Source organism: Pantoea sp. CFCC18179 (genome assembly GCF_059412405.1).
In genome coordinates, this window is sequence record NZ_JBNBPM010000005.1 from 163962 (window position 1) to 187498 (window position 23537).

Consider the following 23537-nt stretch of genomic DNA (forward strand, 5'->3'; position numbering starts at 1 on the left):
TATGGCTTTAGCCTCTCTTTACTCGCAGCAGCGGGTTCGCCTGCTGCTGGCGTTGATTACGGGTGCCGTTGGCACCCTTTCCTTTTCCCCCTACGATTTCTGGCCTGCTGCGTTAATTTCGCTGTTTGGTCTGCAACTACTGCTGCTGGAGCGTCGCACCGCACAGGCGGCAGCGATTGGCTTCGTATGGGGCTTTGGCCTGTTTGGCAGCGGTATCAATTGGGTGTACGTCAGCATTGCTACCTTTGGCGGCATGCCCGGCCCGGTCAACGTCTTCTTAGTGGTATTGCTGGCGGCGTATTTGTCGCTCTATCCACTGCTGTTTGCCAGCGTGCTCAACCGCTTTTGGCCGCGCGCCACACTGTGGCGATTGGCGCTAGCCGCACCGGCATTGTGGCAAATTAGTGAATTCTTGCGCGGTTGGGTGCTGACCGGCTTCCCGTGGCTGCAGTTCGGCTACAGCCAGATTGACGGCCCGCTGAAAGGGCTGGCGCCGTTAGCCGGCGTGGAAACCATTACCTTCTTGCTGATGGTGATTGCAGGATTGCTGGTGCATGCAATGCATCATCGCACGGTAAAAAGCCTGGTTGCCGCCGCCGTATTGCTGCTGTTGCCGTGGCCGCTGCGCATGTTGCAGTGGTATCAACCGTTGCCGGAACGCAGCGTTGATGTCGCCATGGTGCAAGGCAACATCCCGCAGTCGATGAAGTGGGATCCGCAGCAACTGCTGAACACGCTGCGCGTGTATACCTCTTTCAGCCAACCGTTTATCGGTAAAGCCCCGATCATCATCTGGCCTGAATCAGCGATTACCGACCTGGAAAGCAATCAGCAGCCGTTCCTGCGTGCGCTGGATGCGGAGCTGCGTTCGCGTGGCAGCTCGCTGATTACGGGGATTGTGGATTCTCGCGTCGAAGGGGATAACCGCTATCACGATTACAACTCGGTGATTGTGTTGGGTGGTGAGCAGCCTTACAGCTATCAAAGCCAAAATCGCTACCAGAAAAATCATCTGGTGCCATTTGGTGAATTTGTTCCGCTGGAAGACCTGCTGCGTCCGCTGGCACCGTTCTTTGATCTGCCGATGTCCTCCTTCAGCCGTGGCGCCTATGTGCAGCCGCAGTTGAAAGTCTCGGGATATAACCTGACCAGCGCCATTTGCTATGAAATAGTGCTGGGTGAACAGGTGCGTGCGAACTTCCGTCCGGATACCAATTTCCTGCTGACGGTATCTAACGATGCGTGGTTCGGTCACTCAATCGGCCCGTGGCAGCATTTCCAGATGGCACGCATGCGTGCGCTGGAGCTGGGGCGTCCACTGTTGCGCTCCACCAACAATGGCGTCACGGCGGTGGTGAATGCCAACGGTGAGGTGGAGAAAGAGCTGCCGCAATTCACACGGGATGTTCTGGAAGCCAAAGTCACGCCAACCACTGGTGAAACGCCGTATGCCAAAGTCGGCATCTGGCCAGTATGGATGCTGACGCTGATTGGCATTGTGGTAGCGATTTTGCGTCGTCGCCACTGATAACACCGAGACATAACCAGGCGAAGTGATCACTTCGCCTTTTTTATACGCTGTTTTCTCTCCCTTCCGCTGCGCTTGCCGCGATTCTCTGCTGCCATTTTTACCTTTTTCACCGTGCTGGCACGATCATTGCTAATTATTTCAGTGATTTTCGCAAACATCGGCTTTTGTCAGCGTAATGCAACCTTTACGCACTAATTTAGGACAGTGATGCGCACTTCAATAGCGCATTGGTAGATTTTTGCCTTTTATTGGTGCGGAGCGGCTCGCAAAAAAGAAACTTTTTTGTTTCATTGCGTTAACAATTCGCTATGTTAATCACTATCCTGCGCGTGCTTGCGCTAGGTGATTACTAAAAAAGCAGCACGAAATACACACAACATCACAATCTGCGCAGTTTATGTTCTGCGCGACATCCATACGAAGGAGTTGGAACATGCAGATACGCAAAGTGGCATTATCCCTTTTACTGTTGGGAGCAGCAGCGGGAGCGGCCCAGGCGGAAGATCTCACCGGTACCCTGAAAAAAATCAATGATAGCGGCGTGATCGTCGTTGGGCATCGTGAATCATCAGTTCCCTTTTCTTATTATGACAACCAGCAAAAAGTGGTTGGCTACTCACAGGATTATTCCAACGCTATCGTGGCCGCTATCAAGGCCAAGCTGAATAAGCCCGATTTGCAGATCAAAATGCTGCCAATCACTTCTCAGAACCGTATCCCGCTGTTGCAGAACGGCACTTACGATTTTGAGTGCGGCTCAACCACCAATAACCTGGAGCGTCAGAAGCAGGCTGCTTTCTCTGACACCGTATTTATCATCGGTACGCGTCTGTTGGTGAAAAAAGGCGGCGACATCAAAGATTTCGCCGATCTGAAAGGCAAAACCGTAGTAGTTACTTCGGGTACCACTTCAGAAGTGTTGCTGCACAAGCTGAATGACGATCAGAAAATGGACATGCGCATCATCAGCGCGAAAGACCACGGCGATTCATTCCGTACGCTGGAAACCGGTCGTGCTGTGGCCTTCATGATGGATGATGCCTTGCTGGCGGGTGAACGTGCTAAAGCGAAGAAACCAGACAACTGGGAAATCGTTGGCACGCCGCAATCCAAAGAAGCTTACGGCTGCATGCTGCGTAATGAAGATCCACAGTTCAAACAGCTGATGGATGAAACCATTGCTAAAGCGCAGACCTCTGGCGAAGCCTCTAAATGGTTTGAAACCTGGTTCAAACAACCGATTCCACCAAAGAATCTGAACCTGAACTTCGAACTGTCACCAGATATGCAAGCCCTGTTCAAAGCACCGAACGACAAAGCACTCTAATTTAACAACGACAACAAGGGCAGCCCGCTGCCCTCTCGATTGCTGAACATGCGGTGCGGACAGACAGACTGCAACAGGCCGTTCCCCTGAAGCAGGACGCAAGACACCGCTCAACAATCTTATGGGTAGCCTCGCTACCCTTTTTTTACCGGAGCTCGTTATGGGTATCGATTGGAACTGGGGCATCTTTTTACAACAGGCCCCGTTCGGCAATACGACTTACCTCGGCTGGCTGTGGTCCGGATTCCAGGTCACCATTGCGGTGTCCTGCTGCGCCTGGATTATCGCCTTCCTGGTAGGTTCCTTCTTTGGCATTCTGCGTACCGTACCCAACCGCCTGTTGGCGACGATTGGTACCTGCTACGTAGAACTGTTTCGTAATATCCCGCTGATTGTGCAGTTCTTCTTCTGGTATCTGGTGGCACCAGAACTGGTGGGAGAAAACCTCGGCATGTGGTTTAAGTCGGAGCTGGACCCGAACATTCAGTTCTTCCTGTCATCGACCATTTGCCTCGGCTTGTTCACCGCTGCGCGCGTGTGTGAGCAAGTGCGTGCGGCGATTCAATCGCTGCCGCGTGGACAGAAAAATGCTGGCCTGGCGATGGGGCTAACGCTGCCGCAAACCTATCGTTATGTGCTGCTGCCGAATGCTTATCGCGTGATTGTGCCGCCGATGACCTCGGAAATGCTCAACCTGGTGAAGAACTCAGCCATCGCCTCAACCATTGGTTTGGTCGATATGGCGGCGCAGGCCGGTAAGTTGCTGGATTATTCGGCACACGCTTACGAATCCTTCACCGCCATCACCTTGGCGTATGTCGGCATTAACCTGGTGATCATGCTGATTATGAGTTTGGTAGAACGCAAAATTCGCCTGCCTGGCAATATGGGAGGCAAATAATGTACGAGTTTGACTGGAGTTCGATTGTTCCCAGCCTGCCTTACCTGTGGAATGGCCTGCTCATCACCTTCAAGATCACCGCTGTTGCCGTGATTTTTGGCATCATCTGGGGCACGATTCTGGCGGTGATGCGCCTGTCGCCGATTATGCCGATTCGCTGGTTTGCCAAGCTGTACGTCAACCTGTTCCGTTCGGTGCCATTGGTGATGGTGCTACTGTGGTTCTATCTGGTGGTTCCAGCGTTTCTGCAACAGGTGTTGGGCTTATCGCCTAAATCGGACATTCGCCTGATTTCCGCGATGGTCGCGTTTGCACTTTTTGAGGCCGCCTACTATTCGGAAATCATCCGTGCCGGTATCCAAAGTATCTCGCGTGGACAATCCAATGCAGCACTGGCGTTAGGTATGACGCACTGGCAATCAATGAAATTGATTATTCTGCCGCAGGCGTTTCGCGCCATGGTGCCGCTACTGTTAACGCAAGGCATCGTGCTGTTCCAGGATACCTCGCTGGTTTATGTATTAAGCCTGGCCGACTTCTTCCGTACCGCCTCCACCATTGGTGAGCGTGACGGCACCCAGGTTGAAATGATTTTGTTTGCCGGTCTGGTCTACTTCGTGATCAGCCTGAGCGCTTCGTTGTTGGTTACCTATCTGAAAAGAAAAAGGACGGTTTAAATGATTAGCCTGAAAAATGTTTCAAAGTGGTATGGGCACTTTCAGGTGCTGACCGACTGCTCCACCGAAGTGAAAAAAGGTGAAGTGGTGGTGGTCTGCGGTCCATCTGGCTCAGGGAAATCAACGCTGATTAAAACTGTTAACGGCCTTGAGCCGATTCAACAGGGCAGCATTCAGGTTACCGGCACCGAAGTGAACAACAAAAAAACCAACCTGGCACAACTGCGCAGCAAAGTGGGCATGGTGTTCCAGCATTTCGAACTGTTCCCGCATCTCAGCATCATTGAAAACCTGACGCTGGCGCAGGTTAAAGTATTAAAGCGGGATAAAGCGACTTCGCGTGAGAAAGCGCTGGGACTGCTGAAACGTGTTGGTCTTTCGGCTCACGCGGATAAATTCCCCGGCCAGCTTTCGGGTGGTCAGCAGCAGCGTGTCGCCATTGCGCGTGCGTTATGCATGGATCCCGTCGCGATGTTGTTTGACGAACCGACTTCAGCGCTCGATCCGGAAATGATCAACGAAGTGCTGGACGTGATGGTGGAGTTAGCCAATGAAGGCATGACCATGATGGTGGTGACACACGAAATGGGCTTTGCACGTAAAGTGGCGAATCGCGTGATCTTTATGGATGAAGGGAAAATTATCGAAGACACCAATAAGGATGACTTCTTTAATAATCCACAATCCGATCGCGCCAAAGACTTCCTCGCGAAGATTCTGCATTAATCGATTGAACGGGCAGCGACAACGCTGCCCGTTTTCATATCAGGGTTCAAACGGCTGACGTTGGAACTGATCGTGCCCGCACTCTGGGCAGCGCGTTAAACTCTCCGGCGTATAAATCGCGCGGGTAAAACCACACTTCTCACACACCAAATTGCCCAATCCCACCACTTCGCCACTTTGGTAAACGCCGTGATGGCGCAAGTCCTGAAACACTTCACGCCACTCCAACTGGCTCTTGTCGGTGATGTCCGCCAGCTCTTTCCACAAGCTTTCGCGAATAACACGTAAAAACACCGAATCGCCGACCACATCGGAAGACTCTTGATAGCTCAGTGCAAATTCATGCAAATCGCGCCGCACCGCACGCATCACTTCATTCACCTCGGCGGGTGAAAGCGTTTTTTTCGCCAATAAGCTTTGCCGCGCCTCTGCCACTAGCGCATCAACATCACGCTCGCCATGATCCAGTCGCTGGGATAATGCTTCAATCGTTGCACGGTATTCCTGCGCCACGTTATTCATTTTGTTCTCCTTTCCGCTGCGGATGCTGCTGTTAAGTTTAGCCGTTTTGTCACAATTGCTAAGGTATCGCAGGGAGAAATCACAAAAGGGTGAAAGCGGCGGCGCATTGAGGAGAAATCCAGCCGTTGAGGGCGTGAAAAGTTGTTGAGGCGCAGCCTTATGGGTATGCTATGCGGATCTAAAAAGCATCAAACCGATTTTCACAAAGGACCACAGGCAGCCATGCAAGAGCAATACCGCCCGGAAGAGATAGAAACCCGCGTCCAACAACACTGGGACGAAAACGAAACCTTTAAAGTGACCGAGCAGGAAGGCAAAGAGAAATACTACTGCCTTTCGATGCTGCCCTATCCTTCTGGCCGCCTACACATGGGCCACGTGCGTAACTACACCATCGGCGATGTGATCGCGCGCTACCAGCGTATGCTCGGCAAAAACGTATTGCAGCCAATCGGTTGGGATGCGTTTGGCCTGCCGGCCGAAGGCGCGGCGGTGAAGAACAACACCGCACCTGCTCCGTGGACCTACGACAACATCGCTTATATGAAGAACCAGCTGAAATTGCTGGGCTTTGGCTATGACTGGAGCCGCGAGCTGGCGACCTGCCAACCAGAATACTATCGCTGGGAACAGTGGTTCTTCACCAAGCTGTACGAAAAAGGCATGGTCTACAAAAAGACCTCTGCGGTGAACTGGTGCCCGAACGACCAAACCGTATTGGCGAACGAACAGGTTATCGACGGCTGCTGCTGGCGCTGCGACACCAAAGTCGAGCGCAAAGAGATCCCACAGTGGTTCGTGAAAATCACCGCTTACGCGGAAGAGTTGCTGAACGATCTCGATAAGCTGGAAGATTGGCCTGAGCAGGTCAAAACCATGCAGCGCAACTGGATTGGTCGCTCAGAAGGCGTGGAAATCACCTTTGATGTGGCGAACAGCGCAGAGAAGCTGACGGTTTACACCACGCGTCCTGACACCTTTATGGGTGCGACGTATGTCGCCGTTGCGGCGGGTCACCCGCTGGCGCAGCAAGCTGCTGCCGCTAACCCGGCGCTGGCTGAATTCATCGACGAATGCCGCACCACCAAGGTAGCCGAAGCCGATATGGCGACGATGGAGAAAAAAGGCGCGGCCACTGGCCTGTACGCTATCCATCCGCTGACTGGTGAAGAGATCCCAGTTTGGGTGGCTAACTTCGTGCTGATGGAATACGGCACTGGCGCAGTTATGGCTGTTCCAGGCCACGATCAGCGTGACTGGGAATTCGCCACCAAGTACAACCTGAATATCAAGCCAGTGATCCTTAACCTCGACGGTTCCACGCCGGATCTGAGTGAAGCGGCGATGACCGAAAAAGGCACGCTGTTCAACTCCGGCGAATACAACGGTCTGGATCATCAGGCGGGCTTCAATGCCATCGCCGACGCGCTGGCAGCCAAAGGCGTGGGCGTGCGTAAAGTGAATTATCGTCTGCGCGATTGGGGCGTTTCCCGTCAGCGTTACTGGGGCGCGCCAATTCCAATGGTGACGCTGGAAGATGGCACCGTGATGCCAACGCCAGAAGATCAACTGCCGGTGATCCTGCCAGAAGATGTGGTCATGGACGGTATCACCAGCCCAATCAAGGCCGACCCTGAGTGGGCGAAAACCACGGTTAACGGTCAGCCTGCGCTGCGCGAAACCGACACCTTCGACACCTTTATGGAGTCATCGTGGTACTACGCGCGCTATACCTGCGCCAACTACAACGAAGGCATGCTGGATCCGGCCGCAGCGAACTATTGGCTGCCGGTTGACCAATATGTTGGCGGTATCGAACACGCCATCATGCACCTGATGTACTTCCGCTTCTATCACAAGCTGCTGCGTGATGCAGGCCTGGTGAACTCTGATGAGCCGGCTAAACGCCTGCTGTGTCAGGGCATGGTACTGGCTGATGCGTTCTATTATCTCGGCGTGAATGGCGAGCGTAACTGGGTTTCTCCGGTTGACGTTAGCGTTGAGCGTGATGAGAAAGGCCGCATCGTGAAAGCCATCGACAACGAAGGCCGCGAAGTGGTTTACGCCGGCATGAGCAAAATGTCGAAGTCGAAAAACAATGGCATCGATCCACAGTTGATGGTTGAGCGTTACGGTGCTGATACCGTTCGTCTGTTCATGATGTTTGCTTCCCCGGCGGAAATGACGCTGGAGTGGCAGGAATCTGGCGTTGAAGGCGCCAACCGCTTCCTGAAGCGCGTCTGGAAACTGGCTTACGAACATATCAACAATGGCGCGACTGTGGCGCTGGACGTCGATAATCTGAATGACGATCAGAAAGCGTTGCGTCGCGATCTGCACAAAACCATCGCCAAAGTGGCCGATGATGTCGGTCGTCGTCAGACCTTTAACACCGCTATCGCCGCCATCATGGAGCTGATGAACAAACTGATTCGCGCACCGCAAGAGAGCGAGCAGGATCGTGCATTGATGCAAGAAGCGCTGATGGCGGTAACACGTCTGCTGTATCCGTTCACCCCGCACGCCAGCTACGTTCTGTGGCAAGCGCTGGGTGGCGAAGGCAGCATTGACGAAGCCAGCTGGCCGGTAGCCGATGAAGCAGCAATGGTTGAAGATTCGCTGCTGGTAGTGGTGCAAGTGAATGGCAAAGTGCGCGGCAAGATTACCGTTGCGAAGGATGCCACACAGGAGCAGGTGCAGGCGCGCGCTGCGCAGGAGCATTTGGTGGCGAAATATCTGGATGGCGTCACCATTCGTAAAGTGATTTATGTCCCTGGCAAACTGCTTAACCTGGTCGTAGGTTAAGTTCAGGAGGAACTGTGCGACAACTGATTATCAGGCTGTTTGTCTTGCTTGCGGTGATGATCACCGCAGGTTGTGGTTTCCACCCGCGCGGCACCACCTCGGTGCCAAACGAGATGAAAACCCTCATCGTCCAGAGCGGCGATCCCTATGGCCCGCTCTCGCGTGCTGTGCGTCAGCAATTGCGTATCAACAATGTGAACATCATTGAAGACAGCAAAGCGGCCAGCGCCAAATACCCAACCTTGCGTTTAGGCGCTGAGGGCCAGGGACGTGATACCGCATCGGTGTTTATCAGCGGTACCACCGCCGAATATTCGCTGGTGATGACGGTCACCGCACAGGTTCTGCTGCCGGGTAAAGGTATTTATCCAATCAGCACCACCGTGTATCGCTCTTTCTTTGACAACCCGAATGCCGCACTGGCGAAGGATGCCGAGCAAGACATGATCGTGCAAGAGATGCGTCAACGCGCCTCCGAGCAGTTAGTGCGTAAACTGCTGACGGTGCATGCTGCGCAGGAAAGCAATAAAGATACTTTGCCGCAGCCTGAGACGATCTTACCGGGACAGAACTCTCCGGAAGTCCCTTCTTCGTCAGCTACCAGTCTGCAATGATCAGGATTTATCCTGAACAACTGAGCGCGCAGCTTCGAGAGGGGCTGCGCGCCTGTTATTTTCTCACCGGTAATGAACCTCTGCTGATGCAGGAAAGCGCGGATGTGATTCGCGCAACCGCCTCAGCGCAGGGATTTGAAGAACATTTCAGCGTCAACGTTGATGCGCAGACTGATTGGGATGCGCTATTTGTCAGTTGCCAATCCCTTAGCTTATTTACCCAACGCCAAACGCTCACGCTGCAATTGCCCGAAAACGGCCCGAACGCGGCTATCGCCGAGCAACTGGTAAAGCTCTCAACGCTGCTGCACAGCGATATTTTGCTGGTGCTGCGTATGGCGAAACTGACCAAAGCGCAAGAAAACAGCGCCTGGTTTAAAGCATTAAGTGCGCAAGCCGTGCTAGTACCGTGCCAGACACCCGAACAAGCACAGTTGCCGCGTTGGGTGGCCGGTCGTGCGAAAGCGATGAAGTTGACTGTTGATGACGCCGCCGTCCAGCTGCTCTGCTACTGTTACGAAGGTAATCTGCTGGCGCTGGCGCAAGCACTGGAACGCTTATCGCTGCTGTGGCCGGATGGCAAATTAACCCTGCCGCGCGTCGAAGCTGCTGTAAATGATGCCGCGCACTTTACCCCGTTCCATTGGGTTGATGCGTTGTTAGCCGGCAAAAGCAAACGCGCCTTGCATATCCTGCATCAGTTGGAGAAAGAGGACAGCGAAGTGGTGATCTTGCTGCGTACGCTGCAACGTGATCTGCTCACCTTGCTGCATCTGCAACGTAATCAAGCTAAGCAAGCGTTACGCACGCTGATGGATCAACAGCGCATCTGGCAAAATCGCCGCGCGCTGTTTACTGAGGCCTTGCAACGACTTGATGCGCGGCGTTTACAACGCGCGGTGCATTTACTGGCCGAACTGGAACTGACGATGAAGCAGGATTACGGGCAAAATTTGTGGCCGCAACTGGAAACGCTGTCGCTGCTGCTGTGTCACCGTAATTTCCCGTTGAGCTTTACCGATGCCTAAACTTTACGCATTGTTTGGCGGCACCTTCGATCCGATTCACTACGGCCATTTGCGCCCGGTGGAAGCGCTCGCTCAGCAGGTTGGCTTGAAGAGAGTCACGCTGCTGCCCAATAACGTGCCGCCCCATCGTCCGCAACCTGAAGCCAGCGCGCATCAGCGTGTGGCGATGTTGCGTTGCGCCATCGCCGATCGTCCGTTATTTGATATCGATACGCGTGAGTTAGAACGCGAAACGCCTTCGTGGACCGTTGCCACGCTGGAAGCGCTACGTGCTGAACGCGGTGCTAAACAGCCCCTCGGGTTTATCATTGGTCAGGATTCTCTGCTAACGTTAGCCAGATGGCATCGCTGGCAGGATTTGCTGTCGCTGTGCCATTTACTGGTATGCAAGCGTCCGGGTTACGCAACGCAGATGGAAACGCCGGAGATGCAGCAGTGGCTAGAAACGCATCTTGCTGATGATGTGCAGCAACTGCATCACTCCCCTGCCGGACGAATTTGGCTGGCCGATACGCCGCTGCTGGATATTTCCGCCACGGAAATTCGCCAGCGTCGCCACAACAATATCTCGTGTGCCGATCTGCTGCCCGACGCGGTGATCCGCTATATCGATAGCGTTGGCTTATATCGCGCTTAAGAGTGGCGTGCTATACTGCGCCGCTTCATTTTCGGCTACCTTTCTTGTATCGCTAGCCCGTCCGTAATCACCTGTTTTTAAGGGGAACCTTTTGCAAGGTAAAGCACTCCAAGACTTCGTTATTGATAAGATTGACGATATTAAAGGCCAGGACATCATTGCCATTGATGTTCAGGGTAAATCCAGCATCACCGATTGCATGATTATTTGCACCGGCACCTCAACGCGTCACGTCTCTTCCATCGCCGATCACGTGGTGCAGGAATCTCGCGCTGCGGGCCTGAAACCCTTAGCCGTTGACGGTAAAGCCGCCGCTGATTGGGTGGTTGTTGATCTCGGCGATGTGATTGTGCATGTGATGCAAGAAGAAAGCCGCCAGCTGTATGAGCTGGAAAAGCTCTGGAGCTAAGCCTTGAAACTGCAGTTAGTGGCCGTCGGCACCAAAATGCCCGACTGGGTTCAAACCGGTTTCATGGAATATCTGCGCCGCTTCCCCAAAGATATGCCGTTTGAATTGACTGAAGTTGCTGCCGGAAAACGCGGCAAGAACGCAGATATTAAACGCATTCTGGAAAAAGAAGGTGAAGCGATGCTGGCCGCCGTGGGTAAAGGTAATCGCATCGTTACGCTGGATATTCCTGGTCAGCCGTGGGAAACGCCGCAGTTGGCGCAGCAACTTGAACGCTGGAAGCAAGATGGCCGCGATGTCAGCTTGTTGATCGGCGGTCCAGAAGGCCTGGCACCGGCTTGCAAAGCAGCGGCTGAACAAAGCTGGTCATTATCCGCGCTCACGTTGCCACATCCGCTGGTGCGTGTATTGGTCGCAGAAAGCCTGTATCGTGCGTGGAGCATTACCACCAATCATCCTTATCATCGTGAATAAACGCCTGACAACCCCCAGACAATAGATGTAGCGGATGAAATTACAGAGCAACGCCTTTCGCGATTACACTGCCGAACAGAAACTTTTTGTCCGCCGAGCGTTGGTGGCCTTTATCGGCATTCTGCTGCTCTCCAGCATTCTGGTGGTCAATATGTACCACCTGCAAATTCTGCGTTTTGACGATTACAGCACCCGCTCCAACGAAAACCGCATCAAACTGGTGCCGGTCGCACCCAGCCGCGGCATTATTTACGATCGTAATGGCGTGCCGCTGGCGCTGAATCGCACCATTTACCAGGCCGAATTGATGCCGGAAAAGGTCGATAACCTCAAACAGACCTTGCAGGATTTGCGCCCCATTCTTGATCTCACCGACGACGATATCGACGCGTTTGAAAAAGAGCGCAAACGCTCGCGCCGCTTCACTTCCGTGGCGGTCAAAACTGCGCTGAGCGAAGAACAAGTCGCACGTTTCGCCGTCAATCAATACCGTTTTCCTGGCGTGGAAGTGAAAGGCTATCAACGCCGCTACTATCCTTATGGTCAAACGCTGACGCATGTGGTCGGTTACGTCTCCAAGATTAACGATCGTGATGTCACGCGCCTCGATCAGGAAGGAAAATGGCCGAACTACGCCGCAACGCATGACATCGGTAAGCTGGGCATCGAAAACTTTTACGAAGATGTGCTGCACGGTAAGACCGGTTATGAGGAAGTGGAAGTTAATAACCGTGGTCGCGTCATCCGCCAACTGCATGAGCAATCGCCGCAGGCCGGACGCGATATCTATCTGACGGTTGATTTAAAACTTCAGCAATACATTGAAACCTTGTTGGCAGGGAGCCGCGCGGCGGTGGTGGTCAGCGATCCGCGCACCGGTGAAATTCTCGCGCTGGTGTCCACGCCAAGTTATGACCCGAATCTGTTTGTCGACGGCATCACCAGCAAAGATTATAAAGCGCTGCTCAGCGATGAAAACCGCCCGCTGTATAACCGCGCGCTGCAAGCCTCCTATCCGCCCGCTTCCACTGTTAAACCGTATGTCGCGGTGTCGGCGCTCAGCGCAGGTGTGATCAACCGCAATACCAGCCTGTTCGATCCCGGTTGGTGGCAGTTACCTGGTTCAGAAAAACGTTATCGTGACTGGAAAAAGTGGGGCCACGGCCGCCTGAATGTCACCAAATCGCTGGAAGAGTCCGCGGATACCTTCTTCTACCAAGTCGCTTATGACATGGGCATTGATCGTCTGTCTGAGTGGATGACCAAGTTTGGCTATGGTCACCGCACCGGCATCGACTTGCCGCAGGAAAGTGCCGGCAACATGCCAACCCGCGAGTGGAAACTGAAGCGCTTTAAAAAACCGTGGTATCAAGGTGACACCATTCCAGTCGGTATCGGTCAGGGTTATTGGACCGCCACGCCGATTCAGATGAATAAAGCGATGATGATTCTGATTAACGATGGCGTGATCAAGGTGCCGCATCTGCTGCGCGCCACCCGTGAAGGCCAAACCATGGTGCCGTATCGCCAGCCGCCGGATGCGCCGATTGGCGATATTCACTCTGGTTATTGGGAAATTGCCAAAGATGGCATGTATGGCGTGGCCAACCGCGCCAACGGTACCGCGCATAAAAGCTTTGCCGATGCGCCCTATAAAATCGCCGCTAAGTCCGGTACCGCCCAGGTTTACGGTCTAAAAGAGAATGAAGTTTATAACGCGCATAAGATTGCCGAACGTCTGCGCGACCATAAACTAATGACGGCTTTCGCGCCGTACGATAAGCCGCGCGTGGCAGTGACTATGATACTGGAAAACGGCGGCGCGGGCCCGGCAGTGGGTACCGTGATGCGCCAGATTCTCGACCACATTATGTTAGGCGACAATAATACCGTGCTGCCAGAAGCTGCACCGACGCCGCCCGGCTACGAAGGTGAATAACGATGTCCATGAGCGATAATCCGCAAAAACGATCGATCTGGACGCGCATCCATATCGACCCGCTGTTTATGCTGATCATTTTGAGTCTGCTGGCTTACAGCGCCATTGTGATCTGGAGCGCCAGCGGACAAGATCCCGGCATGACCGAACGTAAATTCGGCCAAATCGCTATGGGCATTGTCATCATGCTGGTGTTAGCGCAGGTGCCGCCGCGCGTATATGAAAGTTGGGCGCCCTATCTCTACATTGTCTGCGTGATATTGTTGGTGGCGGTGGATGCGTTTGGCCACATCAGTAAAGGCGCCCAGCGCTGGCTCGATCTCGGATTTGTGCGTTTCCAGCCGTCAGAAATCGCCAAAATAGCCGTTCCGCTAATGGTGGCGCGCTTTATCAACCGCGACGTTTGCCCGCCGACGCTGAAAAATACCGGCATCGCGCTGGTGCTGATTTTCATGCCTACGCTGCTGGTGGCGGCGCAACCCGATCTCGGCACATCAATTTTGATCGCCGCGTCCGGTCTGTTCGTACTGTTCTTATCCGGCATGAGCTGGAAATTGATTGGTATCGCGGTGTTATTGGTCGCGGCATTTATCCCGATTTTGTGGTTCTTCCTGATGCACGACTATCAGCGCGACCGCGTGATGATGCTGCTTGATCCTGAAAGCGACCCGCTGGGTGCCGGTTACCACATCATCCAGTCGAAAATTGCCATCGGTTCCGGCGGCTTGCGCGGCAAAGGCTGGCTGCACGGTACGCAATCGCAACTCGAATTTTTGCCGGAAAGACATACCGATTTTATTTTTGCGGTGTTAGCGGAAGAACTCGGTCTGGTTGGCGTGTTGTTATTGCTGGTACTCTATTTGCTGCTGATTATGCGTGGCTTGATTATCGCGGCGCGCGCGCAAACCACCTTTGGTCGCGTGATGGCCGGCGGTTTGATGCTGATTTTATTCGTTTATGTTTTCGTTAACATTGGCATGGTAAGTGGTATCTTACCGGTGGTTGGCGTACCGCTGCCGCTGGTGAGCTACGGCGGATCGGCATTGATTGTGTTAATGGCTGGATTTGGCATCGTGATGTCGATCCATACTCATCGAAAAATGTTATCTAAAAGCGTTTAAGAGGCTGCACATGCGTAAGGATTGGCTTGGGGTTGCATTGGCATCATTGGTTTTGGCGGCGTGTTCTACGCAGGAACCGCAGAATAACACTGCGCCACCGCAACCGGCTTATAACGGCCCAGTGGTGGAAATCCCCGGCGTGGAGCCGCGTTATGAACCGATCAATCCTTCCACCAGCCAGGATTACAGCGTCAACGGTAAAACCTACCGCGTGATTAAAGATCCGTCGAATTACAGCGAAGTGGGTTTAGCCACATGGTACGGCGATGAAGCGCAAGGCAATCGCACGGCCATCGGTGAATCTTACGATCCTGAAGGCATGACCGCTGCACATCCCACGCTGCCGCTGCCAAGCTATGTGCGCGTGACCAACCTTGCCAACGGCCGTCAAATTGTGGTGCGCGTGAACGATCGCGGACCTTACACGCCAGGCCGCATTATCGACCTGTCGCGCGCCGCGGGCGATCGCCTGAATATCTCCAATAACACCCGCGTACGCGTTGATTACATCAAAGTCGCGCCGGATGGTTCTGTTTCCGGTCCAGGTACCATTGGTACCACCGTTGCTAAACAGAGCTATGCGTTACCTGCCCGCCCTGATCTGGGTGGTGGCAATGTGATGATGGGAGGCAGCGCCGCCAATAGCGCACCTGCGCCGCAGGATGTGCGCGCCGTGGATAACAGCTCACTGCAAAGCAATGACAATATGGGCGCGCCGGTGCAAAGCAGCGGTTTTCTCGGCGCACCGCAGCCATTAGCGAATGGCGTGTTGGAAGGTAGCGAACCGGTAGCAGCAGCTGCGCCCGTTGTTGCGGCGCCGGTTGCCAGTTCCACTCCCGCAGCCAGCAGCAGCCAAAATGCCCATGCGGGCAGCGGCTATGTGGTGCAGGTTGGCGCAATCAACGATCCGGCACGCGCACGCCAGTTGGCAGAAAGCCTCGGTAAACGCTTTGGCGTGCCGGGCGCGGTTGAAGCCAACGGCAACGTGTATCGCATCCAGTTAGGTGGCTATAAAAGCCGCGCTGAAGCGGCCGCGTTACAGCAACGCCTGAACACCGAAGCGCAAATGAGCTCCTTTATTACCACCGCCCGCCCGTCGATGTAACGGGCTGTGACATTTCCCGCTGAAACTGATTTGCAAAGCAAGATGCCGCCCAATCAGGCGTTTGCTATAGTTAGGCACTTTTTTTCACTCTAAACCCACGGATGTTGTAGTCCTGAACATGAATACGCTGAAACCTTCTCGTTTTCTGAAACGCCTGACAGTGGGATCACTGGTCGCCCTTTCTCTCAGCCATGTCGCTTTTGCCGACGATATTAATCTCAAGACAATGATTCCGGGCGTGCCGGACATTGATGCTGAAGCTTATGTGCTGATCGACTATAACTCCGGCAAAGTGCTGGCAGAAAAAAATGCCGATGCACGTCGCGATCCGGCCAGCTTGACCAAAATGATGACCAGCTACGTGATTGGTCAGGCGGTTAAAGCAGGCAAAATCCATAACGATGACATCGTAACCGTGGGCAAAGATGCTTGGGCAACCGGCAACCCGGTGTTCAAGGGTTCATCGCTGATGTTCCTGAAACCCGGCGATCGCGTACCGGTTTCTCAGCTGACGCGCGGTATCGTGCTGCAATCGGGTAACGATGCCTGTGTGGCGATGGCAGATTATGTGGCTGGCAGCCAGGACGCGTTCGTTAATCTGATGAACAACTATGTTGGCGCGTTGGGTCTGAAAAACACCCACTTCCAGACCGTGCACGGTTTGGATGCAGAAGGCCAATACAGTTCGCCACGTGATATGGCGCTGATCGGTCAGGCACTGATTCGTGATGTGCCGGATGAATACGCGGTTTATCGTGAAAAAGATTTCACCTTCAATAACATCAAACAGACCAACCGCAACGGCTTGCTGTGGGATACCAGCCTGAACGTTGACGGCATCAAAACCGGCCACACCGAAGCCGCAGGTTATAACCTGGTGGCTTCTGCTACCGAAGGTCAGATGCGTTTGATCTCGGCGGTGATGGGCGGTCGTACTTACAAAGGCCGCGAAACCGAAAGTAAAAAACTGCTGACGTGGGGCTTCCGCTTCTTCGAAACCGTAGCGCCATTGAAAGCGGGTAAAGAGTTCGCTTCTGAGCCAGTATGGTTCGGTAACAGCGATCGCGTACAGCTGGGCGTGGAAAAAGATGCTTATCTGACCATTCCTCGTGGCCGCATGAAAGACCTGAAAGCCAGCTATGTACTGAATAACACCGAACTGCACGCACCGTTGCAGAAAAATCAGGTCGTTGGCAGCATCAACTTCCAGCTGGATGGCAAAACCATCGAACAGCGCCCATTAGTGGTACTGAACGAAGTGCAGGAAGGTGGATTCTTTGGTCGCATCATCGACTACATCAAACTGATGTTCCACCATTGGTTCGGCTAAGGCGCGCTTGAAAAAACGCCAAACTGTCCCCAAATAAGCTACTATCTTTGCTCCCGCCTCGGCGGGAGCCTGTTTTTAAGCACCGGAGTGAATGTATGAAAACCAAATTGAATGAACTGCTCGAATTCCCTACCCCTTTCACCTACAAAGTGATGGGTTTGGCGCAACCGGAGCTGGTTGATCAAGTGGTTGAAGTGGTGCAGCGCCACGCGCCAGGCGATTACAAACCCGATGTTAAGCCAAGCAGCAAAGGCAACTACCACTCAGTTTCTATCACCATCATTGCCACGCATATTGAACAAGTCGAAACCTTGTACGAAGAGCTGGGCAATATCGAAATCGTACGCATGGTGTTGTAATTCTGGCGCTGGCAAAGTCCGCTTTGCCAGCGTTATACTCTGCCCTCCACTCTCTACCGGATTTCCGCTTTGTCAGCTAATACGCTTCTTGTTCGTCAACTCGGCCAGCGCGATTGGCAGCCTGTCTCCGATGCCATGCATCAATTCACCGATCAACGCGACAGCCATACTGCTGATGAAATCTGGCTGGTTGAACATCATCCGGTGTTTACCCAAGGCCAAGCCGGTAAAGCTGAACATTTGCTGATGCCGGGCGATATTCCAGTAGTGCAAAGCGATCGCGGCGGTCAAGTCACCTATCATGGACCGGGTCAACAGGTAATGTATGTGCTGATCGATGTGAAACGGCGCAAAATGGGCGTGCGCGAGTTAGTCACAGCGCTAGAAGAGACGGTGATCGCTACCTTAGCCGATTACGACGTCAATGCGCGGGCGCGTGCGGATGCACCTGGTGTTTACGTTGGCGATGACAAGATTTGTTCGCTGGGTTTGCGCATCCGCAAAGGTTGCTCATTTCACGGTTTGGCGCTGAATGTGGCGATGGATCTCGCGCCGTTTCTGCGCATCAATCCTTGCGGCTATGCAGGCATGCAAATGACTCAGCTCAGCCAATATCAGCCGGCGGTTACGCCAAATGATGTGCAGCCACGATTGGTGCAGCACTTTGCACGTTTAACCGGCTTTAACGAACTGCAATGGCGCAATGATGCCGCGATCTGACCTTGTCTGTACGTGCGCATTTACAAAATTGTAACTTTTGCATCGGCTAATCGGCTGCTTATGGGCAGACGAGATGATATAATTTTTGCCATATTTTCAAAAAAAGTTGAAAGCCTGGTTCTCAGTTTGAGTGAGGAAGCTTTCAAATCGCAATCCCGACCGGAACCTGCAGATTTATGAGTAAACCAATTCAGATGGAACGTGGCGTCAAATATCGCGATGCCGACAAAATGGCGCTGATCCCGGTGAAAACTGTGGTCGTTGAGCGTGAAGAAATTCTGCGTAAGCCGGAATGGATGAAGATCAAACTGCCTGCGGACTCAACGCGCATTCAGGGTATCAAAGCCGCGATGCGCAAAAATGGTCTGCACTCGGTCTGTGAAGAAGCTTCCTGCCCAAACCTGGCGGAGTGTTTCAACCACGGCACGGCGACCTTTATGATCCTTGGTGCAATTTGTACCCGCCGTTGCCCATTCTGCGATGTGGCACATGGTCGCCCAAATATGCCTGACGCCAACGAACCGCTGAAACTGGCTCAAACCATCGCGGATATGGCGCTGCGTTATGTGGTGATCACCTCGGTTGACCGTGACGATCTGCGCGACGGCGGTGCTCAGCACTTTGCTGATTGCATCACGGCCATTCGCGAAAAGAGCCCTTCAATCAAAATCGAAACGCTGGTGCCGGACTTCCGTGGTCGTATGGATCGCGCGCTGGAAATCCTCAACGCCACGCCACCGGATGTCTTCAACCACAATCTGGAGAACGTGCCGCGCGTTTATCGTCAGGTTCGTCCGGGCGCTAACTATGATTGGTCATTGAAATTACTGGAACGTTTCAAAGAAGCGCATCCAGAGATCCCAACCAAATCCGGTTTGATGGTTGGCCTTGGCGAGACCAATGCTGAGATCATCGAAGTGATGCGCGATTTGCGTCGTCACGGCGTCACCATGCTGACGTTGGGACAATACTTGCAGCCGAGTCGTCACCACTTGCCGGTACAGCGTTACGTCAGCCCAGCCGAATTTGATGAGATGAAGGAAGAAGCGATGGCGATGGGCTTTACCCATGCGGCTTGCGGCCCGTTCGTCCGTTCTTCATATCATGCTGATATGCAGGCGAAAGGCCTGGAAGTAAAATAACCCCTGCCCGTGATTGCGCCTGAATTGGGCGCAATCGCAAAAATCTCCTTAAATGTCTTAATCCTCGTCTCAAATCTGTCGCTTTAACCGCTGAGGCCATAAGAGCCTATTTAAATTTCTCAGCGTTTTTTAAAGGTCAGATCATGCAAACCACTTTTCATCAACAAGGACTCGTTTTCACGCGAGTACCTGATGAGGCGTATGGACGAAACTACAATGGCACAGGCGAAAGTCTGGATGCATTGAAGGCACGAACCACGCCGATGGACATCACCAATCCGTATAAATCAGCACACGCTTCGTGTGCACAGGCATTTGTTGCGACTGCGATAAGTATTGAGCATCGATATAGCGAAATGGAAATGCAAATCCCGCCGACCCAAATGTCGCCGTTAATCGTTGCTTCGACGACTAAAGCCTTGCGCGGCATGAGTTTTTTCGCAACTGACGAGCAACCGGCGCAGTCAAGTATTCAAGTGCCAGAAGCGGCTAAAACGGAGTTTCAATGGAGCAGCAAGCTGCCAGAAATGGAATTCAATATTCCATTACCTGAGCTTGAATTAGCGCATCCGGCACAACCGATAGCCATTTCCGAATCCACAGCATTTATGCAGCACTTCTTCAACGATGCCGCAGAATTGGTGGTAATCAGCGAACCAGCAAGGCCGACAATTGAGAGTAAAGAACTCATCGCGGAAAGCATCAACGTAGATGATAAGGTGCAATTTAGTGGCAGTGCGCCAGTCGGGACATTGGTCCAATTTTATGTTGATGAAGTCTTAGTGGGCAGCACTGAAAGCGATAATCAAGGTTACTGGCAGTTTATGCCACCCAGCAGTTTGCCTGCTGCGACATACACCTTCAGTGCTTTAGTAGCTAACGAGAACGGCGCAATCACTGCCCGCGCTGATTTGTCATTTATTATCAAAACTTTGCCTGATGTGTCTCTTACGCTGATTGATGATAGCGATCTGGCGCAAATCGACATTGGATTGATTGATCTGGTGATACAGCGGGATGAAATGCCAACATTACTGGCTTCGGTCACTCTTACAGCTGAAATGCTTGAAGGCTGGCAAACGCAGGATGGCATTCGTTCAGTTGATATGAATTCATACGGCGATGCGCTGCTCAGCGATGAATGGGAAAGTGCTCACATAACCTGGCATTAAACCAAAAAACAAAAACCAGACTGGCAACAGTCTGGTTTTTTATCAACGTAATAAATGTTTACACTTATTGACGTTCGGCGCAGAGATTACTCTTTGTGGCTGACGCGTTCAGCAGGTGCTTCTTCAGCGTTGCTTTTAGGTGCGCCGGATTCATCATCTTTCATGGCTTTCTTGAAGCCTTTGATTGCGGAACCCAGATCGCCACCCAGTGAACGTAACTTGTTGGTGCCAAAAAGCAGTACGATGAGCGCACCGATGATCAGCAGTTTGGCAATGCTGAAACCTTCCATAATTTACCTTAATCATTGTGAAAAACGGACCCAGCTATTAACGCGCAGTTTATAGCCACTCTCAACTGCAATCTGTAACAGAGTGAGACCGTTAGATCAGATAAAGCGGCTAAGAAACGCCTGCGTCCGCGGGTGTTGCGGATTGCCAATCACCTGCTCTGGACTGCCCTGCTCCACCACTACGCCGCCATCCATAAATACCACGCGATCGGCCGCTTCTCGCGCAAAGCCAATTTCATGGGTCACCACAATCATCGTTAATCCCTGATCGGCCAGCGTGCGCATGGTGGCGAGCACTTCACCGACTAATTCTGGATCGAGCGCTGAAGTCGGCTCATCAAACAACATCAATGCCGGTTTGATCGCCAGCGCACGTGCAATCGCCACGCGTTGTTGCTGACCACCCGATAAATGGCGTGGCCAGGCATCAGCTTTGTCACTCAATCCCACAGTCGCCAGTAATTCACGCGCGTGTTTTGTCGCTTCATGACGTGGAAACTTATGTACGCCAATCGGCGCTTCAATGATGTTTTGCAGCACCGTCATGTGTGGATAGAGATTAAACTGCTGAAACACCATGCCAATTTTCTGGCGCTGATGGGCAATTTTGCGTGCTGACAGTCGGTGCAAAATGCCACGCTTCAGTTCATAGCCAATTTGATCCTCACCGACCATAATCGAACCGGCATTCATATCTTCCAGATGGTTGATGCAGCGCAGGAAGGTCGATTTCCCTGATCCCGAAGGGCCAAGAATCACCACCACTTCACCGGGAAACACATCCAGATCGATGCCTTTCAGCACTTCATTGTCGCCATAACTTTTCTGCACGTTGCGTGCACACACCAGCGGCTGAACCTGACTCATACATCCTCCTTCAGACGGCGCGCAGCAGCGGGCGCTTGCTCAGTTGTTGCGGTGCGACGTTTATTCACCACCGTGCGCGTGGTGCCGCGGGCGTAGTAACGTTCAATCGCGGATTGCCCCACGTTGAGGATTGAGGTGATAAACAGATACCAGATCACCGCCACCATCAGCATCGGAATGATTTCAAAGGTACGGTTGTAGACTGCCTGCACCGAGTACAGCAGATCGCCCATCGCGATAACGCTCACCAGCGACGTGGCTTTGATCATGCTGATCAATTGGTTACCGGTTGGCGGGATAATCGAACGCATCGCCTGCGGAATGATCACGCGCCGCAACGCGCGACTGCGGCTCATACCAAAGGCTTGCGTGGTTTCCACCTGGCCGTTATCCACTGACAATAATCCGGCACGAATGATCTCCGCCATATACGCCGCTTCGTTAAGCGCCAATCCGGCGATGGCCGCGGTCAACGGTGTGATCAGATCGTTGGTATTCCAACTGGCAAAAGTGATATCCGTCCACGGAATGGTGATGGAAATGGTCGGGAACAACGTCGAGAGGTTGTACCAAAAGATCAGTTGCACCAGCAGCGGCGTGCCACGGAAAAACCAAATGTAGAGCGAGGAAATCCCGCTCAGCAATTTGTTCTCCGACAGGCGCCACACACCGAGCAACAGGCCCAACAGCGTGCCGAGAATCATCGACACTACGGTTAATCCCAGCGTGACTTGCAGCCCTTTCATCACCGAACCTTCAGTGAACCACTTCAACACCACGTTCCACTCAAAATTCGGATTGGTCGCCACTAACCACAAAAAGTTAGCGGCGATAACCAGCACCAAAATCCATGAGATCCAGCGCCCATAGGTGGGCGCACTGCGGGCAAAAGCCACATCGCGCTGTTGCACGTCGGCCTTATCCCTGGCTCGCGAATTATTGGTGATGTCACTCATTTTGCCGCCCCCTGCGCGAGGTTACGTCCCGGCTGCTGCAACATGTTGCCGTCTAATTTCCACTTCTTCATGATGGCCGCGTAGGTGCCGTTGCTGAACAGTTCTTTGTAGGCATCCAACACCACGTTGCCCAGCTCAGAACCTTTCGGTACTACGGTGCCTTGATAGATATCACCAAAGCCGTTTTTCTGCCCTTTGCCTGACAATTCCAACTGACCATTGGCCTGCTCGATGAAGTAGGTCAGCGGCGCTTGTGAGGAGAAGAACGCATCGGAACGTTTTGAGCGCACGGCTAAAATCGATGATGGCTGATCGGTGAAGGATTGCACCACCACCGCCGGTTTGCCTGCAGCGACACACGCATCAGATTGCTTGCGAATCACCTGCTCGGCAGAACCCGCCGCCATTACTGCGATGCGCTTGCCGCAAGTATCGTCGAGACCATTAATTTTTGCTGGGTTGCCTTTCTGCACACCAAACACCACAAATTCCTGCACGAAGTCGATAAAGTCGACCTTCTGCTGGCGGTCCGGGTAATCGCCTACTGGGCCAATCGCCATCTGATAGCGCCCGGAATTAATGCCAGCCAATACGCCAGATAAGCCGCTGACGGTGGCATGCTCAATCTTCACACCCAGCAATTGCGCCAGCGCTTCGGTCAGATCGGCCGAGGCACCTTCCATAGAGTTCGGGCCATTGACGATTTCATACGGAGGAAACGATCCGTTATTTACTGAGATCATTTTGCCGCTGCTTTTAATCTCCGCAGGCAGACGATCGTGCAGTGCCTGATCCACCTTTTGCGTTGGAATAGCGTCAGCTGCCTGAGCGAAACAGGCCGTCAGGCCCAATGAAAGCGCGATGGCGGTAGCAATAGTTTTCATC

At 53.1% G+C, this 23537-nt stretch carries 24 protein-coding genes; 19 read left to right on the top strand and 5 right to left on the bottom strand.

Going from position 1 to position 23537, the window contains the following annotated elements:
- Window position 1 precedes the first annotated feature (1 nt).
- The 5 genes from lnt (at window position 2) to ACPUC7_RS12115 (ending at window position 5162) form a co-directional block, all read left to right on the top strand.
- Window positions 2-1528 carry an apolipoprotein N-acyltransferase gene (gene lnt / locus ACPUC7_RS12095; RefSeq protein ID WP_494923097.1) on the top strand — a complete coding sequence of 509 codons (1527 nt, stop codon included), beginning with the start codon at window positions 2-4 and terminating at the stop codon, window positions 1526-1528.
- 436 nt (window positions 1529-1964) lie between these two features.
- Window positions 1965-2858 (top strand): glutamate/aspartate ABC transporter substrate-binding protein, encoded by an 894-nt coding sequence (locus tag ACPUC7_RS12100; protein ID WP_343554064.1) that lies wholly within the window; start codon window positions 1965-1967, stop codon window positions 2856-2858.
- 160 nt (window positions 2859-3018) lie between these two features.
- Window positions 3019-3759 carry an amino acid ABC transporter permease gene (locus ACPUC7_RS12105; RefSeq protein ID WP_494923098.1) on the top strand — a complete coding sequence of 247 codons (741 nt, stop codon included), beginning with the start codon at window positions 3019-3021 and terminating at the stop codon, window positions 3757-3759.
- The gene (gene gltK, locus ACPUC7_RS12110; protein ID WP_494923099.1) at window positions 3759-4436 is read left to right on the top strand and encodes a glutamate/aspartate ABC transporter permease GltK; all 678 of its coding nucleotides are present in this window, start codon (window positions 3759-3761) and stop codon (window positions 4434-4436) included. Before ACPUC7_RS12105 ends, gltK begins: the two co-directional genes overlap by 1 nt.
- Window positions 4437-5162 carry an amino acid ABC transporter ATP-binding protein gene (locus ACPUC7_RS12115; RefSeq protein WP_494923100.1) on the top strand — a complete coding sequence of 242 codons (726 nt, stop codon included), beginning with the start codon at window positions 4437-4439 and terminating at the stop codon, window positions 5160-5162.
- A 39-nt stretch (window positions 5163-5201) separates the two neighbouring features.
- Here the strand turns inward: ACPUC7_RS12115 and ACPUC7_RS12120 are convergent, their stop codons facing one another.
- Window positions 5202-5684, bottom strand: a complete 483-nt coding sequence (locus ACPUC7_RS12120; RefSeq protein ID WP_007890691.1) for a zinc ribbon-containing protein — start codon at window positions 5682-5684, stop codon at window positions 5202-5204.
- A gap of 222 nt (window positions 5685-5906) precedes the next feature.
- On the opposite strand from ACPUC7_RS12120, the gene leuS reads away from it, so the two are divergent.
- The 14 genes from leuS (at window position 5907) to ACPUC7_RS12190 (ending at window position 20539) form a co-directional block, all read left to right on the top strand.
- Window positions 5907-8489, top strand: coding sequence for a leucine--tRNA ligase (gene leuS / locus ACPUC7_RS12125; protein WP_494923101.1), 2583 nt, complete (start codon window positions 5907-5909; stop codon window positions 8487-8489).
- 14 nt (window positions 8490-8503) lie between these two features.
- Window positions 8504-9103 (top strand): LPS assembly lipoprotein LptE, encoded by a 600-nt coding sequence (lptE, locus tag ACPUC7_RS12130; protein ID WP_343554058.1) that lies wholly within the window; start codon window positions 8504-8506, stop codon window positions 9101-9103.
- Complete coding sequence (gene holA / locus ACPUC7_RS12135; protein WP_494923102.1) at window positions 9100-10131, top strand: DNA polymerase III subunit delta; 1032 nt, start codon at window positions 9100-9102, stop codon at window positions 10129-10131. Before lptE ends, holA begins: the two co-directional genes overlap by 4 nt.
- Entirely contained in the window at window positions 10124-10768 is a 645-nt protein-coding gene (gene nadD / locus ACPUC7_RS12140; RefSeq protein ID WP_494923103.1) for a nicotinate-nucleotide adenylyltransferase, read from the top strand. The genes holA and nadD overlap by 8 nt, the downstream gene beginning before the upstream one ends.
- Window positions 10769-10859: 91 nt before the next feature.
- Window positions 10860-11177: a ribosome silencing factor gene (rsfS, locus tag ACPUC7_RS12145; RefSeq protein ID WP_343554055.1), complete on the top strand. Its 318-nt coding sequence runs from the start codon at window positions 10860-10862 to the stop codon at window positions 11175-11177.
- 3 nt (window positions 11178-11180) lie between these two features.
- Window positions 11181-11651, top strand: coding sequence for a 23S rRNA (pseudouridine(1915)-N(3))-methyltransferase RlmH (rlmH, locus tag ACPUC7_RS12150; RefSeq protein WP_343554054.1), 471 nt, complete (start codon window positions 11181-11183; stop codon window positions 11649-11651).
- Between the two features lie 34 nt (window positions 11652-11685).
- Window positions 11686-13590 carry a peptidoglycan DD-transpeptidase MrdA gene (mrdA, locus tag ACPUC7_RS12155; RefSeq protein WP_343554053.1) on the top strand — a complete coding sequence of 635 codons (1905 nt, stop codon included), beginning with the start codon at window positions 11686-11688 and terminating at the stop codon, window positions 13588-13590.
- 8 nt (window positions 13591-13598) lie between these two features.
- A complete protein-coding gene (mrdB, locus tag ACPUC7_RS12160; RefSeq protein WP_343554076.1) occupies window positions 13599-14711 on the top strand; it encodes a peptidoglycan glycosyltransferase MrdB in 1113 nt (370 codons plus the stop codon).
- Between the two features lie 10 nt (window positions 14712-14721).
- The gene (gene rlpA, locus ACPUC7_RS12165; protein ID WP_494923104.1) at window positions 14722-15816 is read left to right on the top strand and encodes an endolytic peptidoglycan transglycosylase RlpA; all 1095 of its coding nucleotides are present in this window, start codon (window positions 14722-14724) and stop codon (window positions 15814-15816) included.
- 118 nt (window positions 15817-15934) lie between these two features.
- Window positions 15935-17146 carry a D-alanyl-D-alanine carboxypeptidase DacA gene (gene dacA / locus ACPUC7_RS12170; protein WP_343554051.1) on the top strand — a complete coding sequence of 404 codons (1212 nt, stop codon included), beginning with the start codon at window positions 15935-15937 and terminating at the stop codon, window positions 17144-17146.
- A 95-nt stretch (window positions 17147-17241) separates the two neighbouring features.
- A complete protein-coding gene (gene ybeD / locus ACPUC7_RS12175) occupies window positions 17242-17505 on the top strand; it encodes a DUF493 family protein YbeD (protein ID WP_008103691.1) in 264 nt (87 codons plus the stop codon).
- A 69-nt stretch (window positions 17506-17574) separates the two neighbouring features.
- The gene (gene lipB, locus ACPUC7_RS12180) at window positions 17575-18225 is read left to right on the top strand and encodes a lipoyl(octanoyl) transferase LipB (RefSeq protein WP_494923105.1); all 651 of its coding nucleotides are present in this window, start codon (window positions 17575-17577) and stop codon (window positions 18223-18225) included.
- A 176-nt stretch (window positions 18226-18401) separates the two neighbouring features.
- Window positions 18402-19367: a lipoyl synthase gene (gene lipA / locus ACPUC7_RS12185; protein ID WP_343554773.1), complete on the top strand. Its 966-nt coding sequence runs from the start codon at window positions 18402-18404 to the stop codon at window positions 19365-19367.
- Window positions 19368-19510: 143 nt separating this feature from the next.
- Window positions 19511-20539, top strand: a complete 1029-nt coding sequence (locus tag ACPUC7_RS12190) for an Ig-like domain-containing protein (protein WP_494923106.1) — start codon at window positions 19511-19513, stop codon at window positions 20537-20539.
- Between the two features lie 86 nt (window positions 20540-20625).
- Here ACPUC7_RS12190 and tatE read toward each other — a convergent pair whose 3' ends face one another.
- The 4 genes from tatE to ACPUC7_RS12210 all read right to left on the bottom strand — a co-directional run bounded on the left by tatE (window position 20626) and on the right by ACPUC7_RS12210 (window position 23536).
- Window positions 20626-20829, bottom strand: a complete 204-nt coding sequence (gene tatE, locus ACPUC7_RS12195; protein WP_494923107.1) for a twin-arginine translocase subunit TatE — start codon at window positions 20827-20829, stop codon at window positions 20626-20628.
- Window positions 20830-20925: 96 nt separating this feature from the next.
- Window positions 20926-21696 carry an amino acid ABC transporter ATP-binding protein gene (locus ACPUC7_RS12200; protein ID WP_494923108.1) on the bottom strand — a complete coding sequence of 257 codons (771 nt, stop codon included), beginning with the start codon at window positions 21694-21696 and terminating at the stop codon, window positions 20926-20928.
- Entirely contained in the window at window positions 21693-22652 is a 960-nt protein-coding gene (locus ACPUC7_RS12205; protein WP_494923109.1) for an amino acid ABC transporter permease, read from the bottom strand. The genes ACPUC7_RS12200 and ACPUC7_RS12205 overlap by 4 nt, the downstream gene beginning before the upstream one ends.
- Window positions 22649-23536, bottom strand: a complete 888-nt coding sequence (locus tag ACPUC7_RS12210; protein WP_494923110.1) for an ABC transporter substrate-binding protein — start codon at window positions 23534-23536, stop codon at window positions 22649-22651. Before ACPUC7_RS12210 ends, ACPUC7_RS12205 begins: the two co-directional genes overlap by 4 nt.
- Window position 23537: the final 1 nt, after the last annotated feature.

Coding starts and splice junctions, on each gene's coding strand:
- rlpA (WP_494923104.1), top strand. CDS start 14,722: ATGCGTAAGGATTGGCTTGGGGTTGCATTGGCATCATTGGTTTTGGCG.
- ACPUC7_RS12115 (WP_494923100.1), top strand. CDS start 4,437: ATGATTAGCCTGAAAAATGTTTCAAAGTGGTATGGGCACTTTCAGGTG.
- leuS (WP_494923101.1), top strand. CDS start 5,907: ATGCAAGAGCAATACCGCCCGGAAGAGATAGAAACCCGCGTCCAACAA.
- ACPUC7_RS12200 (WP_494923108.1), bottom strand. CDS start 21,696: ATGAGTCAGGTTCAGCCGCTGGTGTGTGCACGCAACGTGCAGAAAAGT.
- holA (WP_494923102.1), top strand. CDS start 9,100: ATGATCAGGATTTATCCTGAACAACTGAGCGCGCAGCTTCGAGAGGGG.
- ACPUC7_RS12105 (WP_494923098.1), top strand. CDS start 3,019: ATGGGTATCGATTGGAACTGGGGCATCTTTTTACAACAGGCCCCGTTC.
- ACPUC7_RS12190 (WP_494923106.1), top strand. CDS start 19,511: ATGCAAACCACTTTTCATCAACAAGGACTCGTTTTCACGCGAGTACCT.
- tatE (WP_494923107.1), bottom strand. CDS start 20,829: ATGGAAGGTTTCAGCATTGCCAAACTGCTGATCATCGGTGCGCTCATC.
- dacA (WP_343554051.1), top strand. CDS start 15,935: ATGAATACGCTGAAACCTTCTCGTTTTCTGAAACGCCTGACAGTGGGA.
- ACPUC7_RS12205 (WP_494923109.1), bottom strand. CDS start 22,652: ATGAGTGACATCACCAATAATTCGCGAGCCAGGGATAAGGCCGACGTG.
- mrdA (WP_343554053.1), top strand. CDS start 11,686: ATGAAATTACAGAGCAACGCCTTTCGCGATTACACTGCCGAACAGAAA.
- mrdB (WP_343554076.1), top strand. CDS start 13,599: ATGAGCGATAATCCGCAAAAACGATCGATCTGGACGCGCATCCATATC.
- ACPUC7_RS12120 (WP_007890691.1), bottom strand. CDS start 5,684: ATGAATAACGTGGCGCAGGAATACCGTGCAACGATTGAAGCATTATCC.
- ybeD (WP_008103691.1), top strand. CDS start 17,242: ATGAAAACCAAATTGAATGAACTGCTCGAATTCCCTACCCCTTTCACC.
- lipA (WP_343554773.1), top strand. CDS start 18,402: ATGAGTAAACCAATTCAGATGGAACGTGGCGTCAAATATCGCGATGCC.
- nadD (WP_494923103.1), top strand. CDS start 10,124: ATGCCTAAACTTTACGCATTGTTTGGCGGCACCTTCGATCCGATTCAC.
- lnt (WP_494923097.1), top strand. CDS start 2: ATGGCTTTAGCCTCTCTTTACTCGCAGCAGCGGGTTCGCCTGCTGCTG.
- ACPUC7_RS12100 (WP_343554064.1), top strand. CDS start 1,965: ATGCAGATACGCAAAGTGGCATTATCCCTTTTACTGTTGGGAGCAGCA.
- gltK (WP_494923099.1), top strand. CDS start 3,759: ATGTACGAGTTTGACTGGAGTTCGATTGTTCCCAGCCTGCCTTACCTG.
- ACPUC7_RS12210 (WP_494923110.1), bottom strand. CDS start 23,536: ATGAAAACTATTGCTACCGCCATCGCGCTTTCATTGGGCCTGACGGCC.